Origin of the sequence: Sphingomonas sp. RB1R13, from assembly GCF_036663775.1 — a bacterium.
In the GTDB taxonomy this organism is placed as follows: Bacteria; Pseudomonadota; Alphaproteobacteria; order Sphingomonadales; family Sphingomonadaceae; genus Sphingomicrobium.
Genome location: NZ_JAXOJM010000003.1, coordinates 213,063 through 237,940, shown reverse-complemented (window position 1 = coordinate 237,940; position 24,878 = coordinate 213,063). Strand labels below are relative to the sequence as shown.

Annotated in this window: 30 protein-coding genes and 1 tRNA gene; 15 read left to right on the top strand and 16 right to left on the bottom strand. The window is 61.9% G+C overall.

The window, feature by feature from the left end; genetic code table 11:
• Nucleotides 1–27: 27 nt before the first annotated feature.
• On the bottom strand, nucleotides 28–1,140 hold the full coding sequence (gene lptG, locus U1700_RS10610; RefSeq protein WP_332752629.1) for an LPS export ABC transporter permease LptG: 1,113 nt from the start codon (nucleotides 1,138–1,140) through the stop codon (nucleotides 28–30).
• On the bottom strand, nucleotides 1,137–2,330 hold the full coding sequence (gene lptF, locus U1700_RS10605) for an LPS export ABC transporter permease LptF (protein ID WP_332753000.1): 1,194 nt from the start codon (nucleotides 2,328–2,330) through the stop codon (nucleotides 1,137–1,139). The genes lptG and lptF overlap by 4 nt, the downstream gene beginning before the upstream one ends.
• A gap of 221 nt (nucleotides 2,331–2,551) precedes the next feature.
• On the opposite strand from lptF, the gene U1700_RS10600 reads away from it, so the two are divergent.
• Together U1700_RS10600 and U1700_RS10595 are read left to right on the top strand one after the other, a co-directional pair.
• Nucleotides 2,552–3,526 (top strand): diacylglycerol/lipid kinase family protein, encoded by a 975-nt coding sequence (locus U1700_RS10600; protein ID WP_332752628.1) that lies wholly within the window; start codon nucleotides 2,552–2,554, stop codon nucleotides 3,524–3,526.
• A 4-nt stretch (nucleotides 3,527–3,530) separates the two neighbouring features.
• Complete coding sequence (locus U1700_RS10595; protein ID WP_332752627.1) at nucleotides 3,531–4,388, top strand: hypothetical protein; 858 nt, start codon at nucleotides 3,531–3,533, stop codon at nucleotides 4,386–4,388.
• Here the strand turns inward: U1700_RS10595 and U1700_RS10590 are convergent.
• From U1700_RS10590 to U1700_RS10565, 6 genes are read right to left on the bottom strand one after another with little or no spacing between them, the layout of a single operon-like run.
• Nucleotides 4,345–6,327 carry an ATP-binding protein gene (locus U1700_RS10590; protein ID WP_332752626.1) on the bottom strand — a complete coding sequence of 661 codons (1,983 nt, stop codon included), beginning with the start codon at nucleotides 6,325–6,327 and terminating at the stop codon, nucleotides 4,345–4,347. The two genes, U1700_RS10595 and U1700_RS10590, sit on opposite strands and share 44 nt — an antisense overlap.
• 38 nt (nucleotides 6,328–6,365) lie before the next feature.
• Nucleotides 6,366–7,580, bottom strand: coding sequence for a serine palmitoyltransferase (gene spt / locus U1700_RS10585; RefSeq protein WP_332752625.1), 1,215 nt, complete (start codon nucleotides 7,578–7,580; stop codon nucleotides 6,366–6,368).
• A 1-nt stretch (nucleotide 7,581) separates the two neighbouring features.
• Entirely contained in the window at nucleotides 7,582–7,827 is a 246-nt protein-coding gene (locus U1700_RS10580; RefSeq protein ID WP_332752624.1) for an acyl carrier protein, read from the bottom strand.
• A gap of 9 nt (nucleotides 7,828–7,836) precedes the next feature.
• Nucleotides 7,837–8,802 carry an NAD-dependent epimerase/dehydratase family protein gene (locus U1700_RS10575; protein WP_332752623.1) on the bottom strand — a complete coding sequence of 322 codons (966 nt, stop codon included), beginning with the start codon at nucleotides 8,800–8,802 and terminating at the stop codon, nucleotides 7,837–7,839.
• Nucleotides 8,799–9,848: a GTPase ObgE gene (gene obgE / locus U1700_RS10570; RefSeq protein ID WP_332752622.1), complete on the bottom strand. Its 1,050-nt coding sequence runs from the start codon at nucleotides 9,846–9,848 to the stop codon at nucleotides 8,799–8,801. The genes U1700_RS10575 and obgE overlap by 4 nt, the downstream gene beginning before the upstream one ends.
• Nucleotides 9,849–9,885: 37 nt before the next feature.
• Entirely contained in the window at nucleotides 9,886–10,449 is a 564-nt protein-coding gene (locus U1700_RS10565) for a TetR family transcriptional regulator (protein WP_332752621.1), read from the bottom strand.
• Nucleotides 10,450–10,539: 90 nt separating this feature from the next.
• Here U1700_RS10565 and U1700_RS10560 point away from each other — a divergent pair, with 90 nt between their 5' ends.
• Nucleotides 10,540–11,391, top strand: a complete 852-nt coding sequence (locus U1700_RS10560) for a metal-dependent hydrolase (RefSeq protein ID WP_332752620.1) — start codon at nucleotides 10,540–10,542, stop codon at nucleotides 11,389–11,391.
• A gap of 7 nt (nucleotides 11,392–11,398) precedes the next feature.
• Here U1700_RS10560 and U1700_RS10555 read toward each other — a convergent pair whose 3' ends face one another.
• From U1700_RS10555 to U1700_RS10540, 4 genes are all read right to left on the bottom strand, one after another.
• On the bottom strand, nucleotides 11,399–11,929 hold the full coding sequence (locus U1700_RS10555) for a GNAT family N-acetyltransferase (protein ID WP_332752619.1): 531 nt from the start codon (nucleotides 11,927–11,929) through the stop codon (nucleotides 11,399–11,401).
• Nucleotides 11,930–12,092: 163 nt separating this feature from the next.
• Nucleotides 12,093–12,377, bottom strand: coding sequence for a 50S ribosomal protein L27 (gene rpmA / locus U1700_RS10550; RefSeq protein ID WP_332752618.1), 285 nt, complete (start codon nucleotides 12,375–12,377; stop codon nucleotides 12,093–12,095).
• 6 nt (nucleotides 12,378–12,383) lie between these two features.
• Entirely contained in the window at nucleotides 12,384–12,926 is a 543-nt protein-coding gene (rplU, locus tag U1700_RS10545) for a 50S ribosomal protein L21 (protein WP_332752617.1), read from the bottom strand.
• A 450-nt stretch (nucleotides 12,927–13,376) separates the two neighbouring features.
• The gene (locus U1700_RS10540) at nucleotides 13,377–14,276 is read right to left on the bottom strand and encodes an HD-GYP domain-containing protein (protein WP_332752999.1); all 900 of its coding nucleotides are present in this window, start codon (nucleotides 14,274–14,276) and stop codon (nucleotides 13,377–13,379) included.
• Here U1700_RS10540 and U1700_RS10535 point away from each other — a divergent pair.
• On the top strand, nucleotides 14,214–14,786 hold the full coding sequence (locus U1700_RS10535; RefSeq protein WP_332753017.1) for a hypothetical protein: 573 nt from the start codon (nucleotides 14,214–14,216) through the stop codon (nucleotides 14,784–14,786). The two genes, U1700_RS10540 and U1700_RS10535, sit on opposite strands and share 63 nt — an antisense overlap.
• Nucleotides 14,787–14,872: 86 nt before the next feature.
• Here the strand turns inward: U1700_RS10535 and hspQ are convergent, their stop codons facing one another.
• Together hspQ and U1700_RS10525 are read right to left on the bottom strand one after the other, a co-directional pair.
• Nucleotides 14,873–15,214 carry a heat shock protein HspQ gene (gene hspQ, locus U1700_RS10530; RefSeq protein ID WP_443025930.1) on the bottom strand — a complete coding sequence of 114 codons (342 nt, stop codon included), beginning with the start codon at nucleotides 15,212–15,214 and terminating at the stop codon, nucleotides 14,873–14,875.
• A 39-nt stretch (nucleotides 15,215–15,253) separates the two neighbouring features.
• Nucleotides 15,254–15,925: an SDR family NAD(P)-dependent oxidoreductase gene (locus tag U1700_RS10525; protein ID WP_332752616.1), complete on the bottom strand. Its 672-nt coding sequence runs from the start codon at nucleotides 15,923–15,925 to the stop codon at nucleotides 15,254–15,256.
• 89 nt (nucleotides 15,926–16,014) lie between these two features.
• Here U1700_RS10525 and U1700_RS10520 point away from each other — a divergent pair.
• The 7 genes from U1700_RS10520 (at nucleotide 16,015) to U1700_RS15610 (ending at nucleotide 20,307) form a co-directional block, all read left to right on the top strand.
• Nucleotides 16,015–16,104: transfer RNA gene (locus tag U1700_RS10520), tRNA-Ser, on the top strand.
• A 141-nt stretch (nucleotides 16,105–16,245) separates the two neighbouring features.
• Nucleotides 16,246–17,397 carry a tyrosine-type recombinase/integrase gene (locus tag U1700_RS10515; protein ID WP_332752615.1) on the top strand — a complete coding sequence of 384 codons (1,152 nt, stop codon included), beginning with the start codon at nucleotides 16,246–16,248 and terminating at the stop codon, nucleotides 17,395–17,397.
• Nucleotides 17,397–18,005: a hypothetical protein gene (locus U1700_RS10510; protein WP_332752614.1), complete on the top strand. Its 609-nt coding sequence runs from the start codon at nucleotides 17,397–17,399 to the stop codon at nucleotides 18,003–18,005. The genes U1700_RS10515 and U1700_RS10510 overlap by 1 nt, the downstream gene beginning before the upstream one ends.
• Nucleotides 18,006–18,284: 279 nt before the next feature.
• On the top strand, nucleotides 18,285–18,671 hold the full coding sequence (locus U1700_RS10505) for a winged helix domain-containing protein (protein WP_332752613.1): 387 nt from the start codon (nucleotides 18,285–18,287) through the stop codon (nucleotides 18,669–18,671).
• On the top strand, nucleotides 18,668–18,883 hold the full coding sequence (locus U1700_RS10500; RefSeq protein ID WP_332752612.1) for a transcriptional coactivator p15/PC4 family protein: 216 nt from the start codon (nucleotides 18,668–18,670) through the stop codon (nucleotides 18,881–18,883). The genes U1700_RS10505 and U1700_RS10500 overlap by 4 nt, the downstream gene beginning before the upstream one ends.
• A gap of 248 nt (nucleotides 18,884–19,131) precedes the next feature.
• On the top strand, nucleotides 19,132–19,698 hold the full coding sequence (locus U1700_RS10495; protein WP_332752611.1) for a hypothetical protein: 567 nt from the start codon (nucleotides 19,132–19,134) through the stop codon (nucleotides 19,696–19,698).
• A 75-nt stretch (nucleotides 19,699–19,773) separates the two neighbouring features.
• Entirely contained in the window at nucleotides 19,774–20,307 is a 534-nt protein-coding gene (locus U1700_RS15610) for a DUF4844 domain-containing protein (RefSeq protein ID WP_443025929.1), read from the top strand.
• A 947-nt stretch (nucleotides 20,308–21,254) separates the two neighbouring features.
• On the opposite strand, the gene U1700_RS10490 is transcribed toward U1700_RS15610, so the two are convergent.
• Nucleotides 21,255–21,485 (bottom strand): hypothetical protein, encoded by a 231-nt coding sequence (locus U1700_RS10490; protein ID WP_332752610.1) that lies wholly within the window; start codon nucleotides 21,483–21,485, stop codon nucleotides 21,255–21,257.
• A 159-nt stretch (nucleotides 21,486–21,644) separates the two neighbouring features.
• On the opposite strand from U1700_RS10490, the gene U1700_RS10485 reads away from it, so the two are divergent.
• The 4 genes from U1700_RS10485 to U1700_RS10470 all read left to right on the top strand — a co-directional run bounded on the left by U1700_RS10485 (nucleotide 21,645) and on the right by U1700_RS10470 (nucleotide 24,300).
• On the top strand, nucleotides 21,645–22,325 hold the full coding sequence (locus tag U1700_RS10485; RefSeq protein ID WP_332752609.1) for a hypothetical protein: 681 nt from the start codon (nucleotides 21,645–21,647) through the stop codon (nucleotides 22,323–22,325).
• A gap of 174 nt (nucleotides 22,326–22,499) precedes the next feature.
• Nucleotides 22,500–22,865, top strand: coding sequence for an Imm8 family immunity protein (locus U1700_RS10480; RefSeq protein ID WP_332752608.1), 366 nt, complete (start codon nucleotides 22,500–22,502; stop codon nucleotides 22,863–22,865).
• A gap of 113 nt (nucleotides 22,866–22,978) precedes the next feature.
• Nucleotides 22,979–23,221 carry a hypothetical protein gene (locus U1700_RS10475; RefSeq protein WP_332752607.1) on the top strand — a complete coding sequence of 81 codons (243 nt, stop codon included), beginning with the start codon at nucleotides 22,979–22,981 and terminating at the stop codon, nucleotides 23,219–23,221.
• A 713-nt stretch (nucleotides 23,222–23,934) separates the two neighbouring features.
• Entirely contained in the window at nucleotides 23,935–24,300 is a 366-nt protein-coding gene (locus tag U1700_RS10470; RefSeq protein WP_332752606.1) for a hypothetical protein, read from the top strand.
• A gap of 105 nt (nucleotides 24,301–24,405) precedes the next feature.
• Here U1700_RS10470 and U1700_RS10465 read toward each other — a convergent pair whose 3' ends face one another.
• Entirely contained in the window at nucleotides 24,406–24,774 is a 369-nt protein-coding gene (locus U1700_RS10465) for a hypothetical protein (RefSeq protein ID WP_332752605.1), read from the bottom strand.
• Nucleotides 24,775–24,878 lie beyond the last annotated feature (104 nt).

Here is a 24,878-nt window from a genome sequence, read left to right as displayed (position 1 = left end):
CGCTTGCTGGATCATACTAACCCGGCCCTATTCCTCGGTGCGGATGAGGACGGTTTCGCCGATCAGGAAGAACAGGAATACCGGCGCCCAGGCCGCCAGGAATGGTGGGTAAATGCCGACATTGCCCATCGACAGGCTGAAATTGTCGACCACGAAATAGGTGAAGCCAAGCGCCATGCCGATGCAGGCGCGGAGCAGCACCTGGCCCGACCGCGCCAGACCGAAGGCGGCAACGGCTGCGAGCAAGGGCATCAGCACGGTCGAGAAAGGCGCCGCAAGCTTGTGCCATAGCCCGGCGCGGGCCTCGTCGCTCTGGCGCCCTGCAGTCTCGAGCTCCCCCACCGATCGGCGCAATTGCCAGAAATCCTGCTCGGTCGGTTCGACCTTGGCCAAAGTGAAGCGCATCGGGTCGGCGCCCTTGAGGCCGGCCGCGCGCGCATAATGGCTGACGACGCCCTGGCGCGCATCATAGCTCGTCACGCCCTGCAGCATCCAGCCGGCCTTGGCTCCGCCGCCAGGAAGTTGGTCAGCACGCACGACGTCGAGGACCCGCTCGAGTGTCCCCCGGTCCCGTTCGTAAATCGTCACATGCTCAAGCCGCAGGCTCGCCCCGCTGCCGATCACCTGGCGCGCGCGAACAAGGTCGCTCCCGTCGAGAATCCACACGTTGGTCAGCACGTCGCTTTCGGCCGGCACCGGGCCATAGTCGGCGTCACTCCATGCATTCACCGCGCGCGCCGAGTGAACCACGATCGTCTCGTTGAAGGCAAAGGTTACGACCCCGAGGATGGCGCTGGCGAGGATTAGCGGCGCAAGGATCTGGTGCGCCGAAATGCCCGCCGCCTTCATCGCGATCACTTCGCTGTTCTGGTTGAGCCCGGCAAAGGCGATTAGCGTGCCAAGCAGCGCCGAGAAGGGGAGAAAGCGCGAGACCAGCAACGGCAGCCTGAGCACGACATAATGCCACAATTGGGCCTGCCCGTTGCCCGGCGCCGAGAGGATCTTGCCGCTTTCGCCCAGCAGGTCGAGGGTCATAAGGATCAACACCAGACTTGCCAGCACGGCCAGCGTCCGGGTCACGAACAGCCGCATCGTGTAACGCGCGATCGGCTTGGACGGCATGAAGTCGAGGTTGATCATTTGGGGTCAGCGCCCTTGTCGCGGCGCTTGAGCAGTCCCTTCACCATCTTGCCTGCCTTGGCGAAGAAATATTCGAGCGCGCCGATCGGCTGACCCCCTGGGCGATGCGCAACGACATGATACATCCAGCCAATCAGCACCATCAGCAGAATGAACGGGCCCCACAGCGCGAGCAAGGGGTCGAGCCGACCCTGCGCGCCCATCTGCTCGCCATATTGATTGATCTTGTGATAGGTGACGACCATTACGATCGCGACGAAGATGCCAAGCGACGACGTGCTTCGCTTTGGCGGCACTGCCAGCGCCACTGCCAGCAGCGGCAGCATGAGCATCATCAGCGCCTCGACCAGCCGGTAATTGGTGTTGGCCTGGGCGCGGTTGCGATCTTCCTCGGAATGGCGCTGGGCATAGCCGCGCTTGAACACCTCGATCAGCGTCAGTTCGTCCTCGTCTTTGCCGCGGCCGCGAAACTTGTCGATCGCGGGCAGGCTGATCGGCAAGTCATAGCTGTCGAACGCCAGGCTGCGCGGCGCAGCAAACTTGTCCATTTGCTGGATCAGGCGTCCCTTTTTCAGGCGGAAAAGGATGGTGTTGGGATCATCGGTCGACAGGAAGCGCCCTTCCTCTGCAGTGGCGGCAACGGTCGATCCGGGCTTCTCGTCGACCTGCAGGAAAATGCCGCGCAGCCGAGTGCCGTCCTTCTCGCTGCCGTCGATGCGAAGCGTCATGCGCTTGCCCAGGTGATTGAATTCGCCGACCTTAATCGCCGCGCCAAGCGCACCCGACGTCAAGTCGAAGCGCAGCCGCTCATAGCGATAGCGTGCCCACGGCTCGATATAACCGACGATCGCCAAGTTGAGCAGCGTCAGCGCGACGGCATAAAAATAAGGCACGCGAAGCATTCGTCCGAAGCCGACCCCGATTCCGCGAAGCGCGTCCAGTTCGGACGAGGTTGCAAGCTTGCGGAAGGCGAGGAGGATGCCAAGCAGAAGTCCGATGGGGATGCCCAGCGCGAAATACTCTGGCAGCATGTTGGCCAGCATCTGGAACACGATGCTCACCGGACCCCCAGCATCGATGACAAAACTGAACAGTTTCAACATCTTGTCCAAGACAAACAGCATCGACGCGAGGACCAGCGTACCGATCAACGGAACCGCGATGGTGCGGGCGAGGTAGCGGTCGATCATCGCCGGCAAGATTGTGTCGTCCTCACACCATGATTTGGCCGCAAAGCCGGGCCATAGCGTCAATGGGCCAGCCTGTCCCCGCAATGGGGCCAAGCTTAGTTTGTCCATAGCGAACCCGTTCGGAAAATCATGCGGAAATTCGTCGCCATCATTGCCAACCAGTTACGCCAAGCGGCGCTGGGCATGGTCGTGCCGGCGTTTTCCCTTAAGGTTGACGCCTGATGGCCCGCGTTCGCGTTGCCCTGCTGTCAAATCCCAAATCGACCGGGAACGTTGCCCAATTGCCTCGCGTGCGTGCCTATTGCGCCGAGCATCCCGACATTTTCCACTATGAAGTCGAAGCCGTCGACCAGATCGGCGAGGCGCTGCGCACCATCGCCCGGGTGAAGCCGGCCGTGCTGGTTATCAATGGCGGCGACGGGACCGTGCAGGCGGCGCTCACCGAACTCTACAATGGCGGCCATTTCGGTGACAATCCGCCTCCCGTGGCGGTGCTCCCGAATGGCAAGACCAACCTTATCGCGCTCGACCTTGGTGCGCATGGCAATGTCCTCCAGTCGCTCGAGCGGCTCGTCGAGCTTGCCCGCGGTGACCTCACCCCGCACCTGGTTGCGCGCGAACTGATCGCGCTTCGCCATGGTGCAATGGGCGGCAAGCCCGTGATCGGCATGTTCCTCGGCGGTGCCGGTCTTGCCGACACGATGCTGTACTGCCGCCACAAGATCTACCCGCTTGGCCTCCCCAATGGCGTCAGCCATGTGCTTGCCGCCCTCGCCCTGATGGTGCGCCAGCTGTTCCGCCTGAAGCTCAGCTTCCTGCCGCCCGCGCCGAGCAATTTGAGCGTTTCGGTTCGGCGCGATGGCAAACTGTCGGGCAAGTTCGCCCTCCTCCTCGTCACCACGCTCGAAAAATTGCTTCTGACCGACGACATTGGCGGCAAGTCGAGCGGTCGGCTGAAGCTGATCGCGGTCGAGCAGCGCCCCTTCCTGCTCCTCCGCGCGGTCACGGCCAGCCTGCTTGGCAAGCTTGGCCGGACGCAGATGGCCGGCGTCCACCTTGAGGGTGCCGACGAAATCTCGATCGAGGGCCATGCTTCCGACGTCATCCTCGACGGCGAGACCTTCCGCGCGGAGATTGGCCAGCCGATCCGGCTGAGCACCGCCGCGCCCCTGTCGTTTGTCCGCCTCGCCGCCTGATCTCATGAGCTTGGCTGATCTGGTTCGCGCCGAGCTGGCGGTGCCGGTTGACCCGCGCGTGAAGAGGCTTGCAGAAGCGATTGCAGCGAAGCACGGCGCAGCCAGCCGCGCTGTCCTGTTTTACGGCTCATGCCTGCGCGAAAGCCAGATCGATGGGCTGATGCTCGACTTCTACCTGATCGTGTCGGATTATCGCGCCGCTTATGCCAAGCGCTGGCTCGCGATCGCCAACCGGCTCGTCCCGCCGAATGTATTTCCGTTCGAGGCCGACGGGTTGGCGGCGAAATATGCGGTGTTGAGTGAAGCCGACTTTCTCCGTCTGAACGGGCCCGAGACTCGCAGCGTGTCGGTGTGGGCGCGCTTTGCCCAGCCGTCGCGACTGGTATGGTCGAGCGACGCGGCGGCGTCAGACAAGGCCGTTGCCGCGATCTCCCAGGCCGCACCGACCCTGCTTGGCGCGGCCATGCCGTTTGTCACTGCCACTGGTGACGAGCTCGACCTTTGGCGCCAGGCCTTTGCGCTGACCTACTCGGCCGAGCTTCGTGCCGAGCGCAAGGCGCGCAGCGCCTCGGTGGTGGATGCCGATCCTGAGCGATACCACGCCTTCACTGCCCCCGCATTGGCCGCGGCCGAGCCCGGGACCAGCGGCTGGGGTCGGCGGCGGATCGAGGGAAAAGCGCTATCGGTGCTGCGGCTCGCCAAGGCCAGCGCGACCTATGCCGGCGGAGTCGAATATATCGTGTGGAAGATTAACCGCCACGCCGGAACCAAGATCGAGCTCAAGCCGTGGCAGCGCAATCACCCGCTTCTCGCCGCGATCAGCCTGTTGCCGCGGCTCCTCCGCTCGGGCGCTGTTCGCTGAAGCGTTGCGACAGCGCCGATGCGACTGCACTCGCCAACGCGCTGACCGTGAAGGGTTTGCGAAGCAACTCATAGCCGGCAAGGTCGTCGCTCTCGCCCTCGCCGACATAGCCGGTAACGAACAGGATCGAGATGTCGTCGCGCTTGCCCTTCAGAATGCGGACCAGCTCTGGCCCCGTCATTTCGGGCATGATCACGTCGGAAATGACGAGGTCGAAAACCTGTCCGTCGAACAGCTCGATCGCCTCGGCCCCGCCCGAGCAGGCGACGGGTTCATAATCGAGATCCTCGAGCGCGCCCATTGTTGCGGCGCGGACCCGGGGGTCATCCTCGACGAGCAAGATGCGGGCGCCGGGGACGGTCGCCTCGATCTCGCCGCGCTGGGCGATCACGGGGTGGAGCCGGACGGGGGCGCTTGCGTTGGTGCGGGGCAGGTAGATCGACACCGTCGTCCCCTTGCCGACCTCGCTCTCGATCCCGACCTCGCCGCCCGACTGGTGGGCAAAACCGAAGATCTGACTGAGCCCGAGCCCGGTGCCTTTGCCGACCGGTTTGGTCGTGAAAAACGGCTCGAACGCGCGCTCGATCGTTTCCGGGGTCATGCCCGATCCGGTATCGGTGACGGAAAAACGGACATAATCCCCCGCTTGGATGTCACCGACGGCGTTGGCGAGAAGCGTGACGTTGCTTGTTTCGATCACCAGCGTGCCGACACCGTCCATCGCGTCGCGGGCATTGACCGCGAGGTTGACGATGGCGTTTTCCAGCTGGTGCGGATCGACAAAAGTCGGCCACGCGTCTGCGGCAAGTTTGCTGCGTACCGTCACGCGCTCGCCGAGCGTGCGGTCGAGCAGGTCTGACATCCCTTCGACCAGTGCCGAACTGTCGATCCGCTCGGGCAGCAGTGGCTCCGAGCGTGCAAATGACAGCAGCCGGCGGGTCAGCGCTGCGGCGCGGGTTGCGCCCTCCATCGCATTGACGAGGTGGACCATGACTTCACGCCGGGGGCCGTTGAGGCGCCGCCGGGCAAGGTCGATCCCGCCGACCACAACCGCCAGCATATTGTTGAAATCATGCGCGATCCCGCCGGTCAGCTGACCAACGGCTTCCATCTTCTGGACCTGGCGCAACTGGGCCTCGGCAGACTGGCGCTCGATCGCTTCGGCCTTGAGGGCTTCGTTGGCGGTCCACAGCTCACGCGTTCGGTCGGCGACGGCATGTTCGAGCGCGAGGCTGCGCTCATACTCGCTCTCGGCCTCTCGCCGGGCGGCGGCATTCTGGCGGAGCGCCTGGATTGCGACCGCGCCAAGCACGATCCCGCCAATTCCGGCCATGACCCCCAGCCAGCTGAGATAATCGGTCAGGCGATCGGCGCGGGCAGAGAAGAATTGCGTCTGGGCAATGTGCTGCTGGAGCGCGGCGCGTTCGCTGTCGGCAATTTCCATCAGCTTGGCGGCGAGCGCAGGTCCCGTCGGTGACTGGGTCGCGGCATAATAGAAGTTGATCGCGGTCGTGCCATTCTTGCCCGACACGGCGCGCGCCGCAGTAGCGAATTCGGTCCCGCGCTGGGAATATAGCTCCTCCAGCTGGTCGACGCGGTGGCTTTGCGCCGGGTCGCGTGCGACGAGCCGGTCGAGCTGGTAGATCTGCTCACCGGCGAGGCGCCACTGGCTGTAGTAGATGTTGCCGCTGGTCCGTGCCTGCTCATCCAACACGAAGGTGCCCAACGCCGACTGCGAGCGGAGCAAAGTGGCGTCGACGTTGCGGGTCAGCAGGTTGACGTCATAGGCGTGGCGCTCGGTATCAAGCGCGGCGTCGCGCGCCTGGTTGGACACCGCGACCAGCACGACCATCGTGATCAGGATCAGCGCGGCGACAAGGGCCCCCGCCGCTGCCCAGCCACGGCCCCAGTCAAACCTGGTGTCGTCCCCTGAAGTCATGCCAACAGCCTAGCCGCTCCAACAGCGGAACGAAAGAGTCAGCTCGCCGCTGCTTCGATGCAGCCCGTCGCGCGCCCCGCGGCGGCAAACATGCCGAGGATCTGCTCGACCTGCTCTTCGCTATGTTCGGCGCATAGCGAGCAGCGCAGTAGGGTCATGTTGGCGGGAGTGGCAGGGGGACGGGCTAAATTGACATAAAGCCCTTCGTTTAGAAGCGCTTCCCACATCATCGCGCCCTTCGCCAGATCGGGCATGATCACCGCGATGATCGCCGACTGGGGCTCATCGGTGCCCAGTGTGAAGCCGAGTGCCTTGAGCCCGCCATGCAACCGCTTTGAATTTTCGAGCAAATGCGTGCGCTTGGCAGTCCCGCTCATCAGCTTGCGGATGGAGGTCGCGGCGGTCGCGACAACGCTTGGCGGAAGCGAGGCGGTGAACACATACGGCCGGCACACGAGTCGCAAAATCTCGAACTTGGGATGGTTCGAGACGCAAAAGCCGCCGACGGTCCCGACCGACTTGGAGAAGGTACCGATGATGAAGTCGACGTCATCGATCACACCCTGCGCCTCGGCAACGCCGCGTCCATGCTCGCCGATAAAGCCCATCGAGTGTGCCTCGTCGACCAGCACCATCGCGCCATGCGCTTTGGCGATCGCGACCATTTCCTTGAGCGGCGCGATGTCGCCGAGCATCGAATAGACGCCTTCCAGGATGACCAGCGACTTGGCGCCTTCGGGCAGTCGCTTGAGGCGCTTTTCCATCGCGTCGATGTCGTTGTGGCGGAACGGCACGATATTGGCGTTGCCGAGCGCGCAGCCGTCGTAGATCGACGCGTGGCTGTCGATGTCGAGGATGATGTAGTCATCCTTGCCCGCGATGGTCGAAATGATCCCCAGATTGGCCTGATAGCCCGTCGAAAAGACCATCGCATGGTCCATCGCGTAGAATTCTTTCAGCGCATCCTCGCACTCGCGATGCCCGCGATATGTCCCGTTGAGCACCCGGCTGCCGGTCGTGCCCGAACCATATTCGTCGAGCGCCTGCTTGCCCGCCGCGATGACGTCGGGATCAAAGGTCATGCCCATGTAATTGTAGGTACCCAGCAGGATCGTCCGCTTGCCGTTGCAGATCGCCACGGTTGGGCTTTCGACGCGCTCCATGACCAGATTGAACGGATCGGTGATCCCGGTCGACAGCAATGCCTCGCGCTGCTGGATCAGCGGGTCGAACTTGGAAAAGAGATCGTCCATGTCAGTCGCCCTTGAGCGTGGCCACGGCATCGACCAGCTGGCCGACGGTCTCGATCTCTGCCTGCTGGTTCATCGTGATGAGGATGTCGAACTCGTCCTCCACATTCGCGACGAAATCGAGCACGGTCAGGCTGTCCCACTCGAGGTCCTGCGCGAAGCGGGTCGATTCCTCGACCGCCAGCTCTGTCTTGTTGAATGGCGCGATGAGGCGCTTGACGGTGTCGAGGGTGGTGTCGCGATCGGTCATGGGGTCGCCTTAGGGTGGAGGCGGTGCTTTCGCAACGATATGGGGCCGAACCGCGGCGGGATCGCGTCGTTTCTGAAGCCAACCCGCGGTGCGATACCAGTTGGCGGTGTCGGCCAGCCCCTCGTACGTGTCGATCTGCGGCGCCCACTCGTCGGGCACAGGATGGGCCGACGAGACGACCCAGTCGGGGTGGCAGAAATAGGCGACGCGGTCGGCGGTGAGCTTGGCATTGGCCCCGCGTACCAACTTGTCGACCGCCGCCGCCATGCCAAGGATTGCCTTGGGGGTGGATAATGAAACGACGCGGCGCCCGACCGCCGCGCCAAGCATCGTGCCGAACTCGCGGTGGGAATAGCCGTGGGGCTGGCCGTCGTCGGGCTCGATCGTGAGGCCGGTGGATATGGCCGGGTCGGTCAGCGTGACCAGAAGTCGGGACAAATCGTCGACATGGATCAGCGACAAGCGCCCGGCCGGGGGCATCAGCACGACGCCCCTCTTCGCCATCCGGAACAGGTCGAGTGTCTCGCGGTCGCCGGGGCCATAGACGGCGGGCGGGCGGACGATGGCAAAGGGCAGGGGACTGGCCGTGACCAGCGCCTCGGACCTGGCCTTCGACTCGCCGTAGAGCGACAGGTTGGGCTCGCGCGCCGCGAGTGACGAGACATGGACGAAGCGATGGACACCGGCGGTCGTCGCTGCCTCGATCATCGCCGCCGTACCCGCAACATTGCCTGCTCCAAACCCCGCGCGATCAGGCGCGTTGAGCACGCCGGCGACATGGACCACGGCATCGCAATGCTCGACCAGCCGGGCGAGTGCGCCATGGTCCGCAAGGTCGCCCGCAACCCACTCGACCCGGGCTTCGGGTTCGCGTGGGCGGCGGGTAAGGGCGCGGACCTCATGCCCGGCTTCGATCAGTCGGCGAAGCAGGTGCCCCCCGACGAACCCCGTTGCGCCGGTCAGCGCAATCCTCATGCCAGCGGCGACCATGGGATCTCAGGGTCGGGCTCGGCCTCGGCAGCGGCCACTGCGGCATCGCCGATGAGGTCGAACAAGGCCTCGATCAGCGGCTCGACGCCTTCGCCGGTTGCGGCCGAGACGATATAGGGGGTCGCGCCCGACGCCTTGGCCAGCTTCTTGGCGAGCTTCGCCAACTCCTTGGGATCGACCAGGTCGGTGCGGCTCAGTGCGATCAGCTCGGGCTTGTCCTCAAGTCCCGCGCCATAGGCATCGAGCTCGCCGCGCACCACGCGCCACGCCTCGACCGGATCCTCGCCTTCGGCATCGACCAGGTGGAGCAGGGCGCGGCAACGCTCGACATGGCCAAGGAAGCGATCACCAATTCCGGCCCCTTCAGCGGCGCCTTCGATCAACCCCGGAATGTCTGCGAGAACAAATTCTCGCTGTTTGTGGCTGACCACGCCGAGCTGCGGGCGTAGCGTCGTGAAGGGATAATCGCCGACCTTGGCGACGGCGTTGGTGGTACGGTTGAGGAAGGTCGACTTGCCGGCGTTGGGCAGGCCGACGATGCCGACATCGGCCATCAGTTTCAGCCGGAGCCAGACGTACATTTCTTCCGACGGCCAGCCCTGGCCATGCTGGCGCGGGGCGCGGTTGGTCGATGTCTTGTAGCTGGCGTTGCCGCGCCCGCCATCGCCGCCGCGCAGCAGGACCACCCGTTGGCCAACCTCGGTCATGTCGATCAAGACCGATCGCTCCTCGTCATCGGCCAGCACCTGAGTGCCGACGGGGACCTTGATGATCAGGTCTTCGCCACCCGCGCCAGTGCGATTCTGCCCGGCGCCTCCCTTGCCGCGGGGCGCGCGGAAATGCTGGGTGTAGCGAAAGTCGATCAGTGTGTTTAGCCCGGCGACGGCTTCGAAGATGATGTCGGCGCCCTTGCCGCCGTGGCCGCCGTTGGGCCCGCCATATTCGGCAAACTTCTCGCGACGAAAGCTGACGGCACCGGGGCCTCCGGCGCCCGAACGGACGAAGATTTTGGCCTGGTCTAGAAAATGCATCGCCGCCCCTTAGTCGAAGGGGGCGCCAAACCCAAGGTCAGCCGATGATCGCGGCGATCTGGCTGACGGCGATGGCGCGAATGTCCGATGGCGTGTCGCCGGTCGCCGCCGCAACTTCCTCGCCGACCAGGCTGTCGCCGATCGCCAGCAGGACCAGCCCGAGAATGACCTTGTCCATCGGTCGCGTGTCGCCCGCAGCGCGGAAATCTGCGAGGATCGCGGCAACGGTCTCGGTCACCGGGGCGAGTGCCTCGCGTTGGCGGGTAAGCGCAATCCAGCCGACCATTTCGCCGACCCGCTCGCGGCGGAAGGCGTCGAACATGGCGTCGACCACGTCGAGTGCGGTTGCTTCGCCGCGGCGGCGGCTCGCGATGGCAGCGGTGATCGAGGTCGAAACCCGGCGCGCAATCTCGACTGCCAGCGCACGGTGAAGCTCGGCGACCGAGCCGAAATGGTGAAGGAGATTGGCGTGGGTCCGGCCGATGCTCGCGGCGACCGACTTGAGCGTGACTGCAGCCACGCCCTGTTCGATCAGCAGGCGGTGCGCGGCATCGACCGCGGCGGCGCGGGCATCATCGGGGGACTGGCGACGGCGGATCATCACCATTTCCTAGTCCGAATATTCGTAGAAAGTTAGGGGGAGATGGACACCACTATTGACATTTTTGTCAGTTAAGTGCATGTGGTCACCATGAACGCGCACACTCGAATCGACGGATCGACTCCGTCCGACCTGACCATCACTCCGCGCGACCGCCGCTTTGGCCGCGACGAACAGACCCCGCGCTGGTGGCATGGCGGCAACCCTTATGCCAGTGCGCTTTATAACGCCTTGTCGGCGACCTTCCCGCTCGGCGAGGCATTTTTCGTGGAAAGCGTGCGCAAGTTCCGTAACGACGCGCCCGAGCCGCTGGCGAGCGAGATCCGGGCTTTCACCACCCAGGAAGTGATCCACAGCCGCGAGCATCTGGCGTTCAATCGCCGCGCTGCCGACGCCGGTTATGACCTTAAGCCGCTCGAGACGCGGGTGGCTGACCGGCTGGCGCTGACCCGCGACCGGCCTGATATCGTCAGCCTTGCGGCGACGATGGCGCTCGAGCATTTCACTGCCATTCTCGCGCACGAACTTCTCGCCGACCCGCGTCACCTGGCCGGCGCCGATGCCGCGACTGCCGACCTTTGGCGGTGGCACGCGACCGAGGAGATTGAGCATAAGGGCGTCGCCTACGACACCTGGCTCCACGCGACCAAGGCCTGGCCGAAGCGCAAGCGGTGGGAGGTCAAGGCCAAGGTCATGCTGCTGGTCACCCGCAACTTCATCGTCGACCGGACGGCGGGAGCGCTCGAGCTGCTGCGGCAGGACGGGATCACCGGCTTCGAGGCGTGGTCCAACCTCATCTGGTACATGTGGATCCGGCCGGGGATGATGCGCAAGATCTTCTCGGCGTGGGCCAGCTTCTTCCGGCCGGGCTTCCACCCGTGGAACGAGGACGACCGCGACCTAATCGCCCGATATGAGGCTGATGCTCCCCTAGCTCGCTAGGGAAGCGTCAGGCGGCCAGTGGCGCTGCCTCTCGCGCCGACCCGAGCATGATCCGCATCAGCCGGGCATTGGCGTCGGCGCCGGCTCCACAATTGTAGCGCGGCGCGGTCAGGCCGGTGGTGGTGAAGCCGAGCTTTTCGAGCAACCGTCCCGACGCCGGATGATCGACGAAGTGCGAGGCTTCGAGCTGGACCAGCCCGAGCGTCGCGGCGATGTCGAGCAGCGCCCGGCCGGCTTCGGTGGCAAAGCCGCGGCCCCGGTGCGCTTCGTCAGTCCAGCAACCATATTCGACCCGGCCCGACGCGCGGCGGGTGAGCCCGGTGGTGCCGACGACGAGCGGCGCGGCGCCGGTGCGCAACGTGACGAGGAAGCGCGGGAGGACGAGGTCGCTCGGCGCGGCGAGGAACGCCTCGGCATCGGCCAGCGCATCGGCGAGCGCATTGGGACTGCGCGCTTCGCCACGGATCGACCGGGCAAGGGCGGGGGCGTCCTCGGCCCAGCCGGGCCGCAGCAACAATCTTGGTGTTCTCGCGAACATGGTATCTTCTCCCTGGCCGGGCCCTAGCGGCCCAGCGTTACAGTTTCGGGAGAAGAAAAAAGGGAGAGGAGGGGGGTGCCCTCTTCTCCCTTTCGAATAACGGAAAAATCCGGTCATCGTCTGGGCCACCCCCTCATGGGAGCAGCCTTTTCGTGACTGGTCCCTATTCTGCTGCCTGCGCCTCTGCCGGCATATTAATTGCGTCTACGCACGCGAACTTGCGGCCTTGGCGCCCGTCCTTGAACGAGACGCGGCCGTCGGTAAGCGCGAACAGCGTGTGATCCTTGCCAATGCCGACGCCGGCGCCAGGATAGACGCGGGTGCCACGCTGGCGCACGATGATGTTGCCGGCGCGAACAGCTTCGCTGCCGAACTTCTTGACGCCAAGCCGCTTCGACTCGGAGTCGCGACCGTTGCGGCTGGAGCCGCCTGCTTTCTTATGTGCCATGCTGAATTACTTCGCTTTCGGGGTCTTCTTGGGCGCAGCCTTAGCAGGCGCCGCGTCTTTTGTCGAGGTTTCCGCAGCCGGCTTGGCCGACTTGGCGGCCTTTTCAACCTTGGCAGGCGCCTTGGCTTCAGTAGCCGGAGCGGCCTCTACCTTGGGCGCCTTGGCGGGTGCCTTGGCAGCCGGGGCGTCTTCGGTCACGACCGGAGCCGGAGCGGCAGCCTTGGCAGCGGGAGCCTTTTTCTCGGCCTTGGCGTCACCGATCGACAGGATCTTGAGGATCGTGTGCTGTTGGCGATGGCCGGCCTTGCGGCGATAATTGTGGCGGCGACGCTTCTTGAAGACGGTGACCTTGTCGGCCTTCGCCTGAGCGATGATCTCGGCGCCGACGGTCAGCCCCTCGAGCGACTTCAGCTCAGAGCCTTCGCCAGCGAGCAGAATGTCGGTCAGCGAGATGTGATCGCCGGCAACGCCGTCAAGTTTTTCGACGACGATCTTGTCTCCCGGGGCAACGCGATATTGCTTGCCGCCCGTGCGCAGGACTGCGAACATTGGCTTCTTCTTTCTTCAACGAAACTGGGCCGCGGCGGGAGACCCGCGCGGGAAAGGCTGCCGACTAGGCAGGAGGGCCTCGCCTGTCAACCGGGGGGAGGCGTTTTGCGAGGGAATCGACGCGATCGTGCGCGGCTGGCAATGACCCGGTTTTGGACAAGTAGACAGTGTAACGCGGTTTTGTGTCATGCATGTCGGCAATGTCGTGCGTGTCGGCGGTGTCGCGTGTGTCACGCGTGTCACGCGTGTCGTTTGGAGGGCGCGCATGTAATTTTGGTGATCAACGGGTGACCATTGGTCGGGGAGGCGCACAGGATCATCGGATGAGCCAAGCATATCGGGTGTGCTGTAGGACAGGAAAATCGTCAATGTCGAAGTTTGGTGAGGAGCGGTCGGCCAGCGATCAGGCTTGAATATCCGGCGTTTCAGGCGTTCAAAATGCCGATCGCATCATATATTCAATCGGAGTGCTTCGTAACAATCGCCGTCGATGGCCGTGCCAATATTGGCTTCGATAATGGCTAGCGCTTCGGCGCGTGACATGGCGCTTCGGTACGGGCGATCCGAACTCAGGGCGTCGAAATAGTCGCACACCGTGATGATACGAGTTTCGCGGCGAATTTGATCGTCCTTGAGACCAAGCGGATAGCCGGATCCATCCATTCTTTCGTGATGAGCGGCAGCGATCGGCGCCATATCCGCCAGCACTCCGACCCTCCCAAGAATTTCCTGCGTATGAGCGGCATGATCGCGCATGATGATCCATTCACGCTCATCAAGGGGCCCAGGCTTGTCGAGAACTGAATTTGACACGCCAAGCTTGCCGATGTCGTGGAGCAGGGCGGCCCGGTGCAACCAGCGGCGACGTGACGGCAAGATGCCCATAGCGGCGCCGGTTCGTCCCGCCAGATCGGCGACGCGGGCGGAATGCCCGGCAGTAAAGTGGCTCTTTGCGTCGATCACCTTGCCAAAGGCAGCGGCAATGTCGTCGAGATAATCATCGTCGACTTCACGCGCATTTTCGGTTGGCGCGAAAGCGAGCACCTGCTGCTCGAGGAACGGCGACTTCAGGCCAATCCAGAATTGCTCCCTGGCGGCGACGGATTCGAACGCCTTGACGAGAACCGGGTCCAGCCAGTTCGCTGACCTGCGCCTAAGTTCGTCGATGGCCGCATTGCGTCCGGCATGGGAATGAAAGACATCGGCGACCTGGGCCAGCAGCGCGATGCGTGAAGCAAGCGGGATGGCATCGCCGCGCAGATGATCGGGCCGACCCGAGCCATCCCAATGCTCGTCAAGGTGATAGATGCCGTCCGACACTGCCGCCGAGAAGCGGAGCGATCGGGCGATATCTGCGCCGCGCGTGCAGCGAGCGACAATCAGCTCCTGGGCGATCTTGTCGCCGTTTTTCAGGATGTGGCCGATGGCCATGGCGCGGCGCGGCAACGAGGCGGCCTTGGCGGTGCGCGAAGCGATGAAGTGAATGGTCGCAGCGAGCCCTGTCCCGACGGTCTTATAACCTTGCTTGAAGGCGCGGTCATCGGCTTCGTAAAGTTCGCAGATGCGCGCGGCGTTGCTGCTGCATCCAAGGTCCTTGAGCAGGAGCGTGTAATAAAGGTCGTCAAGGTCCTGCAGCGACAGGCCAAGCGCGCGGCCAATGTGGCTGCCTATCCAGCAGGCGCGAAGACAGTGCCCGGCGGGTTGCCCTTCGGTAATGTCCAGCGCGTAACTGAACGCACCGATCAACTCGGCCAGCGTGACGGTGTTTGTCGTTGCTTCCGGCAAGATCGGTACGAACTTCACGATTTCAGACCTCTCGACTGGCCGTCTCGTGACATCGTAGAATTAAATTTCGATTAAAGCGGCTTTCATCCGCCCATCCCAGCGCCGGCTCTGCGATCAATCCGCCAAAGGGAAAGGCCAAGTCTGCCAGACGTTCGTGGCGCCTAATGGCGGTGCTGTGGCCGCAACCGATACCGCGCGCCGTCAAACCCTTCGAACAGGCCGGCAATCGCGGGGTGGTCGACTTCGATGCCTTCCTCGTCGGGGAGGAGGTTCTGCTGGCTGACGTAGGCGACGTAACTCGACTCGGCGTTTTCGGCGAGCAGGTGGTAAAAAGGCTGATCCTTGCGCGGCCGCATATGTTCGGGGATCGCCTCATACCATTCGTCGCTGTTGGCGAATTCGGGGTCGACGTCGAAGATCACCCCGCGGAAATCGAGCAGGCGGTGTTTCACGACTTCGCCGATGGTGAAGCGGGCCTCGCGCATGGGCAGCTGCATGGTCATGCTTCCTATGTAGGCCCACCGTCCATCCACGCAAGCGCGTTAGGGTGAGATCGGTTCCCCCGCCCAGTCGATCAGCCGGCCGCTGTCGGCGGGGCTCAGCGCGGCGATGACGGCGAGGAGGTGGGCGGCGCTGATCGCGGGGGTGAACAATTGCCCTGAGGGGACATTGCGCTGGAAGGGGGCGGACAGGGCGGTGTCGACGGTGCCGGGGTGAAGCGCGACGGCGGTCATCTGCGGCCTGGTGCGGGCAAGCTCAATGGCGAGGGTGCGGACGAACTGGTTGAGTGCGGCCTTCGACGCGCGATAGCCGTACCATCCCCCGAGCCGATTGTCGGAGATGCTGCCGACGCGGGCCGAGAGGAAGGCCAGGGTTGCGGTGGGGGCCATCAGGGGGAGGAAATGGCGCGCGATGAGCATCGGGCCGATGGCGTTGACGGCAAAGCTGTCGGTGAGGGTGGCGGCGTCGAGCTGGCGCCAGCTTTTCTCTGGGCCGGCGGCGGCGGTGTGGAGCGTTCCGGTGGCGAGGATGAGGAGGTCGAAGCATTGGTCGGCGAGCGCGGTTGCGGCGGCGGATATGCTGGGCTCGTCGGTCAGGTTGACGGGCGGATCGCTTCGGCGGGAGAGGCGGGTGACGGCGGTGCCGGTTGCGTCGAGGGCGTCGGCAAGGGCTGCCCCGATGCCGCCCGTGGCGCCGATAATGAGGGCTTTCATCAAGTCACTCTAGGCAAGCGAAACAAGCGCTGCTAGAGGCCGCGACCGACCGACCGGCACTTTGTGGCGGCCCATGCGATCACCCCTGCGGAGAGGTGGCTGAGTGGTCGAAAGCACCGCACTCGAAATGCGACGTACCCGCAAGGGTACCGTGGGTTCGAATCCCACCCTCTCCGCCACTTCTCTGTTTCTGATCAATCCCGACCGGCCCAAACCACGCAACTTTCCCTCACAGATAAGGCGGGTTAGCGTGCCTCGCCATCCCTTGCCGTTCCTGACTAGCCCGCATATGATGTGGGAAACGATGTGGGAAATCAATCGTGGGAAAGCTTACAGCGGCGGCGGTAAAGGCGGCTCGAACGGCAGGACGCTATGGCGATGGCGACGGCCTCTTTCTCATTGTTGGCGCAAGCGGCTCGCGGTCTTGGATGGTGCGGGTTCAGAAGGACGGCAAGCGGCGGGACATCGGGCTAGGTAGCGCATCCAAGGTTCCGCTAGCGTTGGCGAGGGAACGGTCGGCCCAAGTCCGGTCGCAAGTCGAGGCGGGACTCGATCCCGTTGCTGAGCGCCGCAAGTCGGCTGGCGTTCCCTCGTTTCGCGAAGCTGCCGCGCTGGTCCATGCCGAGGCGCAGAAAGGTTGGCGCAACGGCAAGCATAACAAGCAATGGATGTCATCGCTGGAGACGCACTGCTTCCCTGCTATCGGGGATGTGTCGGTTGCCAATTTGGACGGTCCAGCCGTTCGCGACGTGCTTGCGGCAATCTGGCTGACTAAGAGCGAGACGGCGCGGCGGGTGCGCCAGCGCATCATCGCGATAGCCGACTGGTCCGTTGCAAAGGGCTATCGCGTGACGCCGCTTGCAATGGCCGCAATCGACAAGTCGCTCCCCCGGCAGAAGCGCGGGGCCAAGCATCATACGGCGATGCCCTACACCGACGTTCCGGCCTTTCTGGCAGGACTACGCGCACGCCCATCTCTAGGGCGGCTGGCGCTGCAATTCCTTATCCTGACCGCTGCCCGGTCTGGCGAAGTCCGAGGCGCGACCTGGAGTGAAATTGACTCCGACGCTGCGCTGTGGACGATACCGGGCGAACGGATGAAGGCGGGGCGCGAACATGTCGTGCCGCTGTCCGAGGGAGCGCTTGCAGTATTGGAGCAGATGAAGGCGTGGCGGGCGCGTCCAGCCGAGCCGACCGATCTGGTCTTTCCGGGCACAAAGCGCGGCAAGCCAATCTCCGACATGACACTGACGAAGGTTCTTCGTGACATGGTACTGGACGCAGTGCCGCACGGCTTTCGGTCCAGCTTCAAAGATTGGGCAAGCGAGACGACCAACTTCCCTAACGAGCTGTCCGAGGCGGCGCTGGCTCATGCCATCCCGAACAAGGCCGAAGCGGCTTACCGGCGCGGCAACATGCTGGAAAAACGACGCGGCATGATGGCCGCTTGGTGTCGGTTCAACCTCCAATAATGCCACGTTTGAAGTTAATTCGGGCTGGCAAATCCGATCTATTTGCAGAAGTCAGGGCCGCACTAGGCCATGAACCTGAGAACCTCGAATCGGATCTCGCGAAACTCCTGCTGAGTACAGCCAAAATCAGTCCCGGCGTAATTCGGGCCGTTGCTCATGCTCTGCTTCACAAAGACGAGCTATACTCGCTGAACTTGAAGAGGCTTGATGCCGGGCGTCCCGCTGCGAAGGCGAAGGGAACACCTGTCCCGTTGGAGGTCAAAAGATTCATCGACGAAAAAATGAAAGAGGGCCAACTTCGCAAAAACGTGTTGGCTGACGCTCAATCCGAGTTCGGCGTTGGGCGCTCGACGATTTACCGATTGCTTGAGGAGGCAAAAGCAGCGGAAGTTCAGCGTCACATTCAGATTGCCCTTCAAAGTACGATTTCCGACCAACCGGCTAAAAACGTTTCCAGTAAGCGAAAGAAGGCCAAGCGTGCATCAGACCGAAAGAAAACAAAGATTCTGGTTGGGCGCTACCGATTTGTACGAGCCGACCGCCACGAACTTCGAACCTCCTTCCGCTTTAAGAGAGCGTCCCAAAAACGCGAAGATAATTGGGACTAGTTCACGCTTTCCCATTGCTCGGTCCCCTGCCATTTCGTCGAATGCCCAACCATTCGGAGGGGTCGATACGGCAATTGGAGTCCGATAAAATGTGGAACTGTGAGCTGCTAACCGTGGGCGACTTCCTGTCGCGCTATTCAATTTCGAGATCCGGTTTTTACCGAGAAGTGAAACGGGGAGCTATTCCTCTAGTGAAGCTTGGGACTGGAACACGTATCACGCGTGCCGACGCCGAGGCGTGGCTGGCGTCACTGCCGGTAAAGCAGGGGGGCGAGGCTCATGGATAATTGGGGAAGTGCCCCCAAGGCCGTTACAGCGGCCTCAGGGGCGAATATCGCGCAAGTGGAAACAAGCTCGACACCTGGCATCTACGCCAAGCCCAGCCGTCCATTCAAGCTTATTATCGTCGAGGCTATCGGCCCGGCTGGGCGGTTTGAGGTCATCGGCCAAGTCGCCAAGACGCTAGTCGCATCGGTCGAGCATAGTGCGGCTGGCTTAACCGCGATTGAGGTTAACAGCTGGGCATCTCGTTTGGGTGCTTACGTCCACACGCTCCGCCACGATTACGGGCTGGCTATCGAGACGGTTCACGAAGATCATGAGGGGGGCTGGCACGCGCGATATCGCTTTGTCTCGCCGGTCACGATCGAATGGCGGCTGGCATGACGGCTATTCTGTTCGAGCAGCCGTATCGTGGTGACTTGTGGCGACTAGAGGTCGCGACCCATGAAGGGCGCACGTTCGGCAACTGGCGCAAGTGGTATCGTGACGGTGACACGCTCAAGCCGACAAGGCAGGGCGTAACCTTCCCGGTAGAGCGGCTAGACGAGCTGCAAGCGGCGCTGACCGACTATCTGGCAGATCCGCTAGCGACCTAAGCAAGATGGGCGGGAAGGCACCGGAAACGGTCCTTTCCGTCCGTTTTTCACGCAAACTTGAAATATGGGAAAGGGGATCGGAAATGCTCGCCCTTGGCTCAGCCAGCCGTGACGGGCTTGGCGCAAATCCGCCACCGGCGGAATCTGGCACGGCTCCTGCAAATATAGATAGTTCTAAAGTGCACGGCCATTTGGGAAAGAACGCTGGCAAGAGGCGTCACGGCGGCGCGAGAAACAGGGCTGACCGGGTGAGCTATCAACTGACCGAGAAGCAGGGGCGAGGTATCTTCGCGGCGGTCGCTAGGGCAAACACCATTGGCCTGCCGCTGAACCGACATTGGACCGTGCACTGGGATCTGGCAGGCGTCACAAATGACAATGCAGGCGCGGCGACGCGAGCGCTTCTCACACTTGTTCGCGACTGGCTCAGGAAGCAGGGCCATCGCTTTGCTTGCGTCTGGGTTCGCGAGAATGACGAAGGCGATGGTTCGAAGGGCAGCCATGTCCATATTTTGCTCCACGTGCCTGCCGGGGTTCGTTGGTGCGGCTGGCGCAATCGGCGTTGGCTGGAGCGGGTAACTAGCAACGTATATGTGAAACGGACCAGTCGGACCCGCATCGTGGGGCGTTCTGCAAGGGCCGCTAAGACATCACCAGGCTCGTTCCTGGCCAATTTGGCCGTGGTGTGCGGGTACATCTCGAAATCAGCGCCAGCACGCGTTCTAGAGCGCTTATCTGTCTTGCACCGCGCTGAGATGGGCGCAATCGTCGGCAAGCGATGGGGACGCAGCCAATCCCTTGCCACGAGCGATTAGCGCGCCTTGACGCGCCCCACCAAGTAAGTCCGCTTTTGGGTGGAAGGCGGACATTTCTCGCGTATAGCATTGACCATGCGACGAACCTTGCTCGTGCTCAGTATCGTTATGCTTGTGCTCCTTGGAATGGTAGCGAGCGCATCGTGGAAATATTCTCAGGCATTTCCGAAACCGTCTAACGAGATGGTGCAACTCAACTCCGAAAAGCGCGTGATCCTGTCCCGGCTTAGATCAGAAGAGAAGTTTGAGCCTCACGATTATCCACCCCTTGGTTACGCTGGGGTGGCCACCCCAGAGGAGGGGGTGGTTGCACGGGCTGCTGTAAACGGTGTGCTGGATACGATCCTGTTCCGAGAGAATGGCCCCCTTCCAGCCAGCGATGTCTTAACATTAATCCGTCGGGCCATGAAGCGCGTCAACCTGCTTGAGACAGAAGATCGGGATCGCACCTCTGGTTACATGATCGAGGTTTGGTATATTCTTGGGTTTAAGGGCGCGACTGGCCAGTTCGCTTACGGCTCAATGTTCTCAGCCCCTGCCGGATATGGAGAACCTCTTCCACCGGGATGGAAATCGCCGAGAGAGCCGCGACCAATCGGTAGGCCGTAATTTCCACAACTGGGTAGGTAGCCGACCGTCCGCGCTAGGCTAGCGAAGCTCGTTCTAGACAGGTGGAAGTGGGTGGAAAGAGGATAATGCAAGCACACGCTGTAGTTCAACGGTCCTTGAAGGTCTGTGCGGCCCTTTCGGCTGTGCTCGTAATCATCCTGTCACTCGGAGCGGTTTTAATCCCACAATCGATGCTCGCGAACCCATCCAGCCGTCTGCACTGGGCCATCGCTCTAACGGTTGTCCCAATGGTTGCAGTCGGGTTGTTTATTCGCGGCGCCCTTCTCGAACGACGCTCCTCTAAGTTATCCAGCACCTATTATCTGCTCGCTATCTCCATGACGTTCGTGTGGGCCTTGCTCACGCGCGGGTAGGTTTGCGCACGGCACGTCTGCTTTTGGGTCGGTTGCCGATCGACCGATTCCTTACCGTCGCTCCACCGGTGGGTTACGGCCGGACGTTGGTCGAAAAGCGCCATGCACATTTTGGGCTTTTCGGGACCGGCTCGCAGCCCGTAGGCTACCAATCACTCCGTGCAATGCGTCGGTCCATGCGACGAAGCACGAACCTCCTCGTCAACACCGCGCACCCGAATCCGCCCAATCCGACTACAATGATAATCAACAGAGCGTAGGTTCGGCCTGGCTGACACTGATTGTCACCAATGCAATCGCCCAACGACCAGATCAAGAGGGCGAGCAGTGCGACGACGAGCCAGCCCGCGCATAAAAAGAAGCTGCCAATCGACACTACGGATTGCGCGACACGATAACGACGCAACGAGTAATTACCTCTCATAGCTATGGAGCTAGGCATCTGCGCGAATGTTCACAATGAGGCGGACTAGATGTGGCTTGAACGTCCAAGTCTGGGTAGTTACCAGACCGATCGCCTTTGGCAATCGTCACCGCCGAGGCAAACGGCTGTAAGTGGGTGGCAAGCCGACTTTAGCCATCCTCCTTCCGAAGTCGTTTTGTCACGTCCGGCTCCGTCCACCCCAAGTCATCACGAAGACCGAAAGCGTCGCACTGGATCTTGAGCGTATCGAGGGCGAACCCAAGGCCCATGCGATAGCCACGGTCGAAATCCGTATCGACTTCGACTTCGGCGAGGTGTTCCCTCAACCAAACGATGGTGTCTCGCAGCATTAGGGCGTGAGGTGTGGCTTCATCACTCATGTCCGTATGGTTGCAGCCTTCGCCATTGTCCGCAATTGGGTCGAGAACCGACCTTCTGCTTTTTGCGAGATTACGCAATTAGCGGACAGATTTCTCGACGGTCGATTCCCACCGGTACAAATCTGTGTTATACTCGACTAACACAGCGAGGGTCTGGCAATGAGTGCGAGCAAGGCAGCGAAGTCGAACGGCAAGATGGAGCTTCGCATCCCCGATGAGCCAAAGAAATCTCGCGAGAAGACGTTAGCGGAGCTGGCCATCTGTCCTGCCGTCAATGCCGCCGCCACCGTCGTCTTGTTTGGCAAAGGGACGATGGGCAACTTGGAAATTACCGAGACGCTGGAGGCGGTCTCGGAGAACGCCGCCAAGGTCTGCAAGGGTGACATGACCGGACCGGAGCAGATCCTCGTTAACCAAGCCACCGCACTCAACTCGATCTTCACCGAACTCGCTCGCCGGTCGGGCTTGAACATGGGCGAATATATCGAGGCCAGCGAACGTTACATGCGGCTGGCGCTCAAAGCCCAGGCACAATGCCGAGCCACCATCGAGACGCTCGCAGGAATGAAGAATCCCCCCGTCGTTATTGCTCGCCAAGCCAACATATCGAATGGGCCGCAACAGGTGAACAACGGCGGCGCACCTTCCCGCGCGGAGAATTTTGACAATCGGCCAAACGAACTATTGGAGCATCACGTTGAGCAACGGCTGGACTTTGGAACGGCGGGAACGCCAGGCGGAAGCAATCCGGCGCTGGTCTCCGTGGAAGCAAGCCACCGGGCCGAGGACGGCACCGGGCAAGGTGACTGCCAGCCGCAACGCGTTCAAGGGCGGGCATAGGGCGGCGCTACGGGCCGAACTGGCGCATTTCCGTGAACTGATAGCGGAGATGGAAACCGAGGCCTTCTGCTAACCGGACGTAGGCTAGGTCCGCTTGGGTCTCATGCTCGCCAAAAGCTGCCATTCGGTTTCCGACCCAATTGCGGACAAACTCGGAATCGACGAAAAGGCGGAATGAACGCCGAACTTCGAGCACTGGTAACGGTGGAGCACGAACCGATTATCACAGCGCAGCCAGAGGCCGATGCCTTCTGTGTGGCTCTCAGGGCGCTTGTCGGTCCGTCAGGATCACCCGGCGAAGAGTCGTTCGATTTCAGTGTATGTTCGCCAGCGTGGCTGGAGGCGGAGTTAAAAAGTAGCAACATGATAGGGGGAAGGTTTTTGCTTATCACCCGAACCTTCGATGTCAGGCGCATCGAAGATTATGTGAGAAGGAGAATTGGCGAAGCAACCGGCGAGGATTGGCCGGAGGTGGCTGGCAAGATCGCTCGCTGGTCGCACTGGGAGTTGGAAGACTATGGCTCCCTGAGCGGCAGCTGACCACCCATTTCTTGCCATGCGCGGTGACAACGGCTGACGCTGAAAGCTGCCAGTCGGCAGCCGACCCACTTGCGGACATTTGCACTCAGCGAATCCGCACCTATTGTGAGCTTATGATGGTTCCCTACTGGATCAAGGGTGATGACTCTCCGGGTGTCGGCATCACGGCGCGCGATAAAGATGATGCATTAAGCTTGTTCGAAGCAGCCTTTGGAGATGAACGAAAGGCGTCGGAGGTAACCCGCATTCACGACGTGAGTGAATTGGATCAAGGTCATGTTGTTCCGAACATGGGCAACTGGCTGAAGCGAGGCGTCTGGTATCCGCTTGGCCATGAGACAGTCGCCGAATTTTAATGGCAGCTATCCACCCAATTGCGGACATCCGATCAGTCGCTCAGCGTTCAAGACACCGCGTTGCCGTGCGTTTGGCGAAACGGTAAACCGCCCCTGCGACAAGCGAGCAGACGAGGGTCACTCCCAGCAGTGTGAGCGGAACGATGAGGCCTGAGCATGGTTCGGGGTCAGGCTGGACGCGATGATAGGGAGAACAGCCCCAAAAGAGGTTGAACATCACCCAGGCCCCGACCGTAAGGAACAGTAATGCAGCGGCTATGAGTGCGGAGATAAGTCCGACTACGGTTGAAATGATGGCGTTACGGCGAGACGTCATGAAGTGGTGCCCATACCATACTCGCGTGGCCTTCTACTCATATGATGCAAAGTCCGCTTTCGACCCTTTGCGGACATTCCGTCACTTTTGCTCGAGGCCGATTCTGCGTTAGTTAACGGCTGTTCGAGAAAGACTTGGAAGAGATAGTTTTATCGTATTCGTCGCAAGCCGCAGCGTGACGATCACGCTGCCACTGCCGATAATGTCTCCCATCCTCTGGCGGAGAACTAGTGCAAAGAGCGTCTGGCTCACGGGCGCACGCTGAAATTATCAAGGCAGCGAGGATGAGGCAGGACCGTTTCACGTCCACCTCCTAGCACAGACGATGATAAGCAAAAGGAGCCGATCGGCTATCGACCCATTTGCAGACATTAGCAGACGGACTATCAACAATGAGATGGAGCACGCATCCCTCGTCGCCTTTTTGAATGGCCACCTGTCGCCGGAGGATTTCAATAGCGAGATTGCGGCGGAAGTTGACGCCTGCGAACATGGCTTCCGGTCCGGTGGCGTGGGCCACATAATCGTCACCGATGGGCCAGAGATAGTCATCACTCGGGACCACGCAAGACGGCTCCTTAAAGCACTCGCGGACAACCGGCTGCCTTTCCTGTCAGCGAACTACACGGCTGATTGTCTCGTAATGAGTGACGATTTTGACTTCGCGGATGACGCAGTGCCCGACGCCGTCCACTTTGTTGGTGACGATAGCCGCGCCCCGACTGCGGGCGAGACGGAAGCGGCCCTCGTCAAATTGGTCTGACGACAGCTTTCCACCCAGTTCCAGCTGTTCCCGGTGACGATGGCAGGCGCCGCAAGCCGCCAGTCGCCTTTCGACCCATTGCCGACATTAGTTCTGGTAGCGCTTTCATCCTTGCCATGCGAACCTGCGATCTGCGAGGTAGGCAAGCGCCACCATTAAGAGCCAACTCGCCATACAATCGAGAACGAGCAGTCCCTGCACGATCCCTTTCGCGGGCAAGTCACGCTGTGCGAGGTCGTCGCGCTTCAAATACATCAGCGTCAGATTGATGCCGGTAATGAGCGCGACGCTTGGCCAATACCAAGTAGAGCCACGACGACGCCAAAACGGGGCCACCGCAATTGCGATGGCGAGGATAGATGCGGAGAACCAGAAATATTGGCTGGGATAGCCCCAGCCGCCAGCTAGAATGAGGCCCGAAAACCACGACACGAAGGCGGCGATAAGGAGAAGAGGCTTTTTCCACCCGGCCATTGACGAACCCCACTACCGCCTTTGCCTTCGGACTTAACCTTATCACTGATGAGTCCGCTTCCACCCACCTCGGGACGTTCCCGGCGACGATAGCGGGCGCTGCA